Origin of the sequence: Priestia sp. SIMBA_032, assembly GCF_046535215.1 — a bacterium.
Taxonomy (GTDB): Bacteria; Bacillota; Bacilli; order Bacillales; family Bacillaceae_H; genus Priestia; species Priestia aryabhattai.
This window is the reverse complement of sequence record NZ_JAWRXD010000051.1, coordinates 1-9,588: the sequence shown is the minus strand read 5'-3', so window position 1 is coordinate 9,588 and position 9,588 is coordinate 1. Positions and strand designations below refer to the sequence as shown.

The following is a 9,588-nucleotide window of genomic DNA, read 5'->3' as shown; positions in this document are numbered from 1 at the left end:
CAAAATCTGGATCATGAGGGGATGAAGTCCCAAGATCGGAATTACGATAAGATGGAGTCTCAAAATCTGGATCATGAGGGGATGAAGTCTCAAGGTCGGAATTATGATAAGATGAAGTCTCAAAATCTGGATCATGAGGGGATGAAGTCTCAAGATCGGAATTACGATAAGATGAAGCCTCAAAATCTGAATCATGAGGGGATGAAGTCTCAAGGTCGGAATTACGATAAGATGAAGCCTCAAAATCTGGATCATGAGAGGATGAAGTCTCAAGGTCGGAATTACGATAAGATGAAGCTTCAAAATCTGGATCATGAGAGGATGAAGTCTCAAGGTCGGAATTACGATAAGATGAAGTCTCAAAATCTGAATCATGAGAGGATGAAGTCTCAAGGTCGGAATTACGATAAGGTGGGGCCTCAAAATCTGGACCACCTTTTTCTTTTCTAACTTTTCTTCTGCCCATTTGGTATTCTGTTTCATGATAAGTCGGAACAGCGTAGAAACGATAATCAAAATAAGTAGGATGGGTATAATACATGTCTACAGGATATGAATTTTTGCATTTATGATCAGTTGGGTGATAAGTACGCATCAGAGGATAATATGGAACATAAACATAATAGTTCATTTATTCACAACCTTTCATTTTTCATTCATCAGCATATGACCCAATTGCTTGGTTTGTGTTACTAAAAAAAATTTCATATGAACAAATATTAAGATTATTAACCGCAGCAATTATAAGGGACCAACTTCTTATTTTTACGAGAAGTTACGAGGGATATTTAATCATTATATTTAAGCAATATCTAAAGGTTTTCCCTTCTTATAAAATCTTTCTTATCCTCTTGATTAGTTTGTTCAAATTGGTAAACAATTTATATATATAAAAGAAAAATATTGGTTTTTACTTGTGACCATCAAGATTTTTTCTTTAAGGATAACCATTCTATATTGTAGAGCCTATTTTTTAGACTAGGTGACACTAATACAAGCCATTTTTTTTATTGTGAATATAATATCCTATTCTATATATAGGGGGTATTATATATGAATTGTTGGAATCGTCTTGTATTTTGTTGTAGATGTAGACGTCGTCATGAATGTAATCATCACCATGGTTCTAGCTGTAAACATCACCATGAATGCGATCATCACCATGGTTCTAGCTGTAAACACCACCATGAATGTAATAATCATCATGATCACCGTTCTAATTGTAGATGCCATCGTCACTGTGACTGCAATCATTGTGACTGTTCTAAATACTAAATGTAACTCTATAAGAATGGGATGGTCTAAGAATAGACTATGCCATTCTTATTAAACAGATTATGTAAATTGTCTTTGTATGTCGTATACAGCCTAAAAGCAGAAAAAAACTACTGGATCCATCAGTAGTTTTTTTGTAATTATACGATTATTAAGTTAATTTTTGGAATTTATTACATTAAATTAGATGTAAGTGTTTGGTCAAACATGGAGATTTAAAAATATATCTAATAAAATATATAGTCAAATGAAGCATGTCCAATTCTAAATAAGATATATATTTAAGCTGTTGTTATAGCTTGAATTTGATTAGCATTTACTGTGACAATATTTGTGCTAGCGTTTGTCCCAGTACCTGTTCTAGTTGCAAAAGAAGCTAAATTAGTTGTAGCATTAAAGCTTGAAAATACAAGATTAGTAAGCGTAGCACCGCCTACGACTAAGGTTGGAACTGGTGTTCCAGGATCTAAGATTCTTAATAAGTCTGTAATCATCCTTTGTATCCCCCCTTATTGCAATAAATTAAATGTAAATTTATAATTTACATTTGATTTATTATATGTAAATTTCAAATAAGAGCTTGTACTATTTAATTATTTATTATAAAAATAAATATCGAGAATAATAATTATGTTGCTAAAAATGTACAGTGTATATAGATTAGAAACAGAACAACTACTGCTCTTGTACAGTGGTTGTTCTGTTTGCCGCAAGGTTTTTGAATGTATGTTTCATGGCCTCAGTTCACAATAATTATTGTTATTTTATTCATATAGACAATTTACTTAAAGTAAGCCAATAAATATGATTTATTTGGTAGTTAATATAATCTTTATCTTAATTCTTTTCATAATATAATCATTACACATTGAAATCCTCTTCAGTTAATCACTGAAGAGGATTTTAAATCTATTATGCTAACAGGAAATTAAATGCTTGCTCGATAACATTTGAACCAGCTTTTCTTAAGTCGACCTTTATTTAGTTATACATTGTCCTAGATAATTAGTAGAATAGTCAAAATTAATATAAAACTTTGTATAAGAATAACTGTATCAATATTAGTTGTAGTAGCATGAACATTTTTAGAATTTTCGATAATAATTTTATGATTGCTAGATTGTATAACTTTTGCAAGGAGTAAAACTTCGACTGTAATTAATCTTATTGAATTAGCATCTAAACCTATTAACGTTAAAATAAAGGTTAAAACTTGCAATAATGATTGTAAAATTATTGCTGTTTGTGTATCTGTGATAGAAATATTAACATTACAAGAATCTTTAACAACAATTATTGAATTGGAAATTTGCTTGCTTAGGATTTTTTGTATTGTTTCAGTTCCAATGAGTGCATTGCTATTAAAGTTCAACACTCCACCTCCCTTTTTAAGATATAATATATTAATATGAAAAAGAAAAATTTTTGCTTGTATGCTTGTCCTTTTCAAGCAATGAAATTTAAAGATAGGGGTAGCTACTCCTATAGTATCTATATAGTGTAACTATTGAATTATATTTCCTTGATAGTTATGTTCTTGCTTAAGAAACATAGCTTTTTAATTCTGATAAATCTCGTTATATAAACTAAAAGTGAGTAATTTATACAACCTAAAAACAGAAAAACCATTGCTTCTGTACAGTAGCCTTTTTCTACTTAGAATAGAAAATTTGGCGTGATTTATATAGAACCTTACAAACTAAATTGTTTTGAATATTTTAATAGGACTAAACTTTTTTGGTTTTTACTATTCCATGGTTAATAATTTTAAAAAGGCTTCTATTTTTAAGAAGCCTTTTTGTTGCAGAAAAAATATGCATCAGAGTATTGTAAATTCTATAGACGTTTGTAAATTAACTTTATATTTGTATAAATGATATGGAAGTATAAAAATAGCTGTTATTAATTCCCTATAAACAATATTACAGTAAGGGTTATCTTCACTGATTAACAAGACACAGAACAGGACATTATAGTGCGAAAATTATTTCAAAGTGTAATAGCATCAATACGCTCACAATCAACTAAAAGAATACCATCATTCTTTCCCCAAAATGTAGCGAGACCAGTCTTAGGGTTAAATCCTACAAAATTCTGAACTTTTATTTGTGTACCATTTACTAAAAGGTTTTTAACCTTTTTTCCTTGGTGAAAAGTTTCTAAAAGGCTGCACACACTTTTAGAACTGTATTTTGAATTCAGATCAATATGATATACCTTCTGATTATGATTCTCGGCTATAGAATTAGAATTAAATATTTTGGGATTGGTAAATCGGTTAACAAAAATTGACATTTTAAGTTTCCCTTTCTTAGTTTGGATAATATCTGAATAGAGCGTCCTTTTAAATTAACAGAAGAGCTCTTTTACAAGCTCTTCTGCAGTTACACTGTTACACTATTATCTTATAATGCTACTCAATTCGAAGTGCTTGTATATCTCTACAATCTAAAACAATAATAGTTCCTGTCTCCGTTTCCACATCAACAAAAGTTGCACAGAAAGTATCCAAATTAAAGTTCGTAAAAATAAGGTCTTCCAGTACATTTCCGTTTAGAAATATATCAACTTGTGTCCCTGGTTGTAATCTTTCTAACTGATCACATACACACTTATGATCTCTGCTCATACAAAACCCCTCCTTAAAGAAGAAAAATAAATTCACATTGCTATATATTATATGAAAAATATTAAACATTGAATGGACAAAGTATGGAGGGAAAATACCTATTTTTAGCTGTATATTAACATCAACACTAAACTTGTACATGATAAGCTTGTTTAGATAAAAAGGGCAATCGAGATTAGAAACTAAATCTTAAAAGTTAGATACATTGCCTAAGTACCTAATGAGATCAAACTCTTTATCGTACAAGGCTCAACCCTTTTAATTTGATTCGTTTATAATTACAGTAAAGCTTGTAGATCTTCTAACTCTTGTTTAAATCGTTGCTCAATTTTCAACCCTCAAATATTCCACATCGTATTAAAATCTACATCTAAGCTCATATTTTCTGTATTATTTACCTTACCAATATCGATATAACGGTTTCTACAGATAGGAATAGATTACTAAAAGGGCAGGTCTAAGTCTTTGCTCTAAGTTATATAAGGTTATATATAGTTATTGTGACATAGAATAAGTGAATCAGGCTATTAGTCGCTCACTTTATGGAAGCAATTTAGATCAAGCATGAAATATAGAATTAATAAGAAAACTTATCCACACCTTTGTGGTTATCAGAGTTTTACGGTGCTAAAAAGATAATTGGCTACTATTGAAAAATATTATGTATATATTCTATATAGTAATAAGTCTCCTTTATTGTATCTGCAAACATATATACAGTTAACATGATCATAAAATTTAATTATATAACAGAAAAAATGCTATCGATCTTTTAAAGTAGCTTCTTATTATGTAAGCAGAAAGAGTTATATTTTAAAGTAGCCGACCCATTTTACGGCTTATTAATATAATCTAATAGCCTATACTAAATTCTATAAGCGGCCTTTAATTTTATAAATGGAGTGATGGGAGCTCTATGTGTAGAATTGTAATCTTTGGGAATAGTTGTGCGGGTAAATCAACATTGGCTACTTCTCTCGGAAAGGACCTAATGATACCTGTTTATCATTTGGACTTATGGTTTCGTGATAAAAACATGCAAAGGATTAAACAGCTTCGTCGCCGAAGGCGCAAATTCAGGAGGCAATTAGACAAGGTAGTAGAGCAAAAAAAATGGATTATTGAGGGGTGGGGGTATTTTGAAACTTACGATATACGTTTTGAGAAGGCTAATGTAATTATTTTTTTAGACCTTTCACCGGAAGAGTGTAAGAAACGTTTAATGAATAGAGAGAATTATAGAAAAAAAGATGGAACGGTTGATAAGAGAACCTTGAATAATCATTTACACAAAATTGATAAATTTCATCAAACAAACCGTCTTCTTATATTAGAGTTGTTTCAGAAATATGAAGGGACATATGAGAAAACCTTATTTCCTATTGTGAAAAAATTCAATTATGATCAGCTGATGACTGCTCTTAAAAATATAGTATCGTAGCAAATTTTCTTTATAAATAAAAATTATTGTTACCTCTTATACACAAAATATCAAATAATGTTTTCTTTTTCTAAATGTATTTTTGTATTTATTTTTGCTAATATTTTTAAGCCTTCATTTCTTCTTTTTCACTAAAAAACACCTTTACATTCAATGTTAGTTATTAAATGTGAAGGTGTTTTTATTTTGTGAAATTAGAGAACCGTGAATTACTTTATTCGCAACCAAAGGATCAGTTTCTACATCTTATTTTTTTCTCTTTTTAGAACAATCATCCCGAGATTTCTCTTTTTTTGTTTCAGAACAATCATCCTGTGATTTCTCTTTTTTCGTTTTAGAGCAGTCATTTTTTTGTTTGCGTTTTTTCTTTTTAAGACGTTTTCTTTTCCTTAGATTGTTGACTGGACGGCTAATTGGGGGTGTAGGTGTAGGCGCCCTTTCTACAGTAAATGTAACCGTAGCTTCACTTGATACCCCATCCGTATTTGTTACACGCACGACAGCAGTGTCCGTTCCTACAAAATTAGGGTTAGGAACATAAATAAATTCACCTGTTATTCGATCAACCAGCAACTGCCCGTTTTGTGGATTTTGAGTCACTTGATAAAACAATTGTAGAGAATTTGGATCTGTGGCGATAATTCGTCCTGTTGCAATAGTATTAACCAACAATCTAAACGTTTGGGCTGCTATGATAGGAGGCTGAGGTAACCTACCTACTATAATTGTAACTAGCACAATAGAGTCTGTGCCTAAATCGTCTCTTACTAATACTGTAAAGAAATCTGTTCCTATAAATCCGGAGTTTGGTTGATATACAAACCTCCCAGAAGCATCAAGGGTTACATTGCCATTAGCCGGTTCAGTAGTCAGTGTGTAATTTAATGGTCTTTGTAATAGATTTGTTGCTTGCACGCTGTCAATCACCTGTATCCCCTGAAGAGTAGTAAACGTATTACTGCCTGGTGTAATGATATTATTACTTGGAGTTGAATTAATAGTCACAACTGAGAATGCCTCTTGCCCAGTGTCATTCCTTACAACTACAACAAACAGATCTTGACCGACAAACCCTAAGTTTGAAGTGTAGGTGAATGTGCCGTCTGTATTTAAAATCACTACACCGTTTGCAGGCGGTGTTACCACTGTGTAGGTGAGGGGTCTTCCTAATGCATCAACCGCAATAATTTGACTTCCAATAATTTGACCTGTTGGAATTGTCAATTCCTGATCCTGTGTACTAATCGTATTATTTATTCCTTCAACTACAACGTTCACACTGCTCGTTGCAAACTGATCCAAATCATTTTGAACAAGTACGGTAAAGGAGTCAATACCGGTAAAACCCATATTGGGTGTATAAATAAATGTACCATTCGCATTAAAAACAATTGTTCCATTTGAAGGTAAATTATTTACTTGATATGTTAACGGCCTTCCTAGTGTGTCGGTTGCTGTAACTTGCCCTGTAACCGGTTGGTTTGCTTGCCCTCTCACTGTAAGAGGAGTAACTGTAATAATATCTTGATTTTCTTGAACCACTACTCGAACAATTCCAATGGCTGAATTGCCTCGATCGTTTTGCACAAGTACGGCAAAAGAGTCTATTCCAAAAAACTGAGGGTTCGGCGTGTATGTGAATGTGCCATCCGGATTTATTCTAACTGTTCCATTTAAAGGTGGCAGGTTCAATGAAAAGCGAAGAGGTCTTCCAAGAGAATCGGTAGCTATTACTGTCCCTGAGACACTCACATTTTGTTGGGTTTGCACTGTTACATCCTCTAGTGTAATAGTGCTCTGGGCTGGATTTATTATTATAATAACCGGTGCAATTGCTTGGCCTCCCTGATCATTCTGAATAAGCACATCAAACTGATCAATACCGCTTACACCTGGAGTTGGTGTATAGATAAAAGTTCCATCCTGGTTCACAATTGCTGTTCCGTATAACGGAGGAGTGTTAAGCGTGTAGGTTAACGGCCTGTTTAACTGATCGCGAGCTGATACTTGATCGTTTACTGACTGATTTTCCTCTGTTCGAACCGTCGTATTTGTCACTATAATTTGATTTACTAGTGGGTTAACAGTCACTTGTATGGTAGCTGTGGCGTTTAAACCAGTTTGGTTCTGAACAGCCACTGTAAATGACTCAGTTCCCACAAATCCTGAATTTGGTGTATACGTAAAGGTGCCATCCGGATTTAATACGACTATTCCATTTGGTGGTGTGCCAAGTAACGTATAGGTTAATGCTTCACCTTGAGGGTCAACTGCCTGCACTGCCCCTGACACTGGCTGTTCTTCAATTGTAGTCAAGGTTTGATCAGACACAATGGGTGCCCTTTCTACCGGTCCTTCCGTAACAATGGAAACAGTTGCAACAGCTGTATTACCGAGAACATCACTTACAAGCACTTGGAATTGATCTGTTCCAAAGAATCCAGCATTTGGTGTATAACTAAATGTTCCATCTGGGTTAACTAAGACAGATCCATTAATAGGATTAGACGTAAGTGTATAAAACAACTGATTTCCACTCAAATTTGTAGCACTTACTTGCCCAGAAACTGGTGCATTGAATAAAGTAGTTATTTCACTATTAACAACTGAAATTCTGTCTCCTACTACTACTGTCACAACAGCGTTAGCGATACTTTGGTTTCCAGCTGAATCTCTGACAACGATACTAAAGACATCTTCTCCGGTGAATCCAGGATTTGGTGTGTAAACTAAAGCACCATCTTGATTTAACACAACGGTTCCATTTGATGGGGAAATGGCTACAGCATAACTTAACGGAAAGCCCGCTGGATTCACAGTGGCAATAGATCCACTTACAGGTTGATTTGCTAAAGTAGTTAAAGTGAGCCCTTCAGCACTAATCGGTAAATCTTGAGACTGCACTTCCACGGTAATAGTTCCAAACCCTTGGTTTCCAAGAGTATCTCTGGCAAAAACAGAGAATGAATCTGTTCCTACAAAACTTGGGTTCGGCGCATAGGTAAAGGTGCCATCTGCATTAATAATGGCGGTACCATTAAGTGGCGCTAAACTCAGCCCATATACTAGTGGATCACCTTCAGGATCAAAGGCAGGAATTTGCCCTGTTACAAACTGTCCCTGTACAGTCGAAATTGATAAATCTATAACGAGAGGTGGTTGATTTACTCGAATTACACTTATAGTCACAAGAGATTGTGCACTAGCTCCGCGACTATCCCTTACCTCTACTGTAAAAGAATCCAAGCCAATAAAATTAAAGTTTGGTGTATATAAAAATGTTCCATCTGCATTTACCACAGCTGTGCCGTTAAAGGGAGTACCAGATAAACTGAAAGTGAGTAAATTATCATCTGGATCTGTAGCGAACACTTGCCCATTGATTGCTACGTTTTCTATAGTCTGAAGAATAACATCACTCGTAACTGGCGAATCATTCATATCAATAACTGTAACATTTACAATAGACACTGCTGTAAGACCTGTTGAATCTTCTACAATAACTGTAAATAAATCTGGACCTACATAATTAGAATTTGGTAAATATACAAAACTTCCATCTGCATTTACTATAACGTTCCCATTTACTGGAGAGGTTCCTAAACGATAAGTGAGTGGATCCCCATTCGGATCGGTTCCTACTACCTGGCTGGTTACGGATTGGTTTTCAGGGGTAGTAATTGAATAATTCGGTACAGTAGGTGGCTGTTTAACTGGTATAACAACAACAAATACATTAGTAATAATAAATTGTCCAGTTGGATCAGCTATACGTACAGTGAACGTATCGTTTCCAGCAAAATTCTCATTTGGTATATAAGTGAACAATCCTTCTTGATTGATTATCGCTGTCCCATTAGTCGGTAGATCTTGTAAGGTGTATATTAGAGGGTCTCCATCTGGATCAGTTGCTACGATTTGGCCTGTAACTGGGATTTCTTCAAATGTAGTAACCGTAATAACATCTGGGCCTACTGGTGGATCATTTACCGGCAGAACTGTAATCGTGATTGTAGAAACTGCCGTTCCTCCCTGGCCGTCACTTACTACTACACTAAAGCTATCTATCCCATTGTAATTTTCATTTGGCGTATACGTGTAGGTACCGTCTGGATTCACAATGACCGTTCCATTTACTGGACCTGTCAGTAACCCGTACGTCAATGGGTTGCCATCGACATCCGTTGCCACCACTTGGCTATTTAAAGTCGTGTCTTCATTGATTACAAACTCATAGTTTGGC

7 protein-coding genes and 1 pseudogene are annotated in these 9,588 nt (G+C 34.2%); 1 reads left to right on the top strand and 7 read right to left on the bottom strand.

Annotated elements, in window-relative coordinates; translation table 11 throughout:
• The 6 genes and pseudogenes from SB717_RS33005 to SB717_RS32980 form a co-directional block, all read right to left on the bottom strand.
• A pseudogene (locus SB717_RS33005) lies at nucleotides 1–631 on the bottom strand (pentapeptide repeat-containing protein); the annotation flags it as partial.
• Between the two features lie 416 nt (nucleotides 632–1,047).
• Nucleotides 1,048–1,254, bottom strand: coding sequence for a hypothetical protein (locus tag SB717_RS33000; RefSeq protein WP_410906981.1), 207 nt, complete (start codon nucleotides 1,252–1,254; stop codon nucleotides 1,048–1,050).
• Nucleotides 1,255–1,556: 302 nt separating this feature from the next.
• Nucleotides 1,557–1,769 carry a hypothetical protein gene (locus tag SB717_RS32995; protein ID WP_074684415.1) on the bottom strand — a complete coding sequence of 71 codons (213 nt, stop codon included), beginning with the start codon at nucleotides 1,767–1,769 and terminating at the stop codon, nucleotides 1,557–1,559.
• Nucleotides 1,770–2,272: 503 nt separating this feature from the next.
• The gene (locus tag SB717_RS32990; RefSeq protein ID WP_074684417.1) at nucleotides 2,273–2,647 is read right to left on the bottom strand and encodes a spore coat protein; all 375 of its coding nucleotides are present in this window, start codon (nucleotides 2,645–2,647) and stop codon (nucleotides 2,273–2,275) included.
• A gap of 617 nt (nucleotides 2,648–3,264) precedes the next feature.
• A complete protein-coding gene (locus SB717_RS32985) occupies nucleotides 3,265–3,570 on the bottom strand; it encodes a hypothetical protein (protein WP_047933833.1) in 306 nt (101 codons plus the stop codon).
• Nucleotides 3,571–3,688: 118 nt separating this feature from the next.
• A complete protein-coding gene (locus SB717_RS32980) occupies nucleotides 3,689–3,904 on the bottom strand; it encodes a hypothetical protein (RefSeq protein WP_055991493.1) in 216 nt (71 codons plus the stop codon).
• A gap of 916 nt (nucleotides 3,905–4,820) precedes the next feature.
• Here SB717_RS32980 and SB717_RS32975 point away from each other — a divergent pair.
• Nucleotides 4,821–5,345 (top strand): AAA family ATPase, encoded by a 525-nt coding sequence (locus SB717_RS32975; RefSeq protein ID WP_410906978.1) that lies wholly within the window; start codon nucleotides 4,821–4,823, stop codon nucleotides 5,343–5,345.
• A gap of 246 nt (nucleotides 5,346–5,591) precedes the next feature.
• Here SB717_RS32975 and SB717_RS32970 read toward each other — a convergent pair.
• Nucleotides 5,592–9,588: Ig-like domain-containing protein (locus SB717_RS32970; protein WP_410906976.1), on the bottom strand; the 3,997-nt coding region annotated here is incomplete at its 5' end.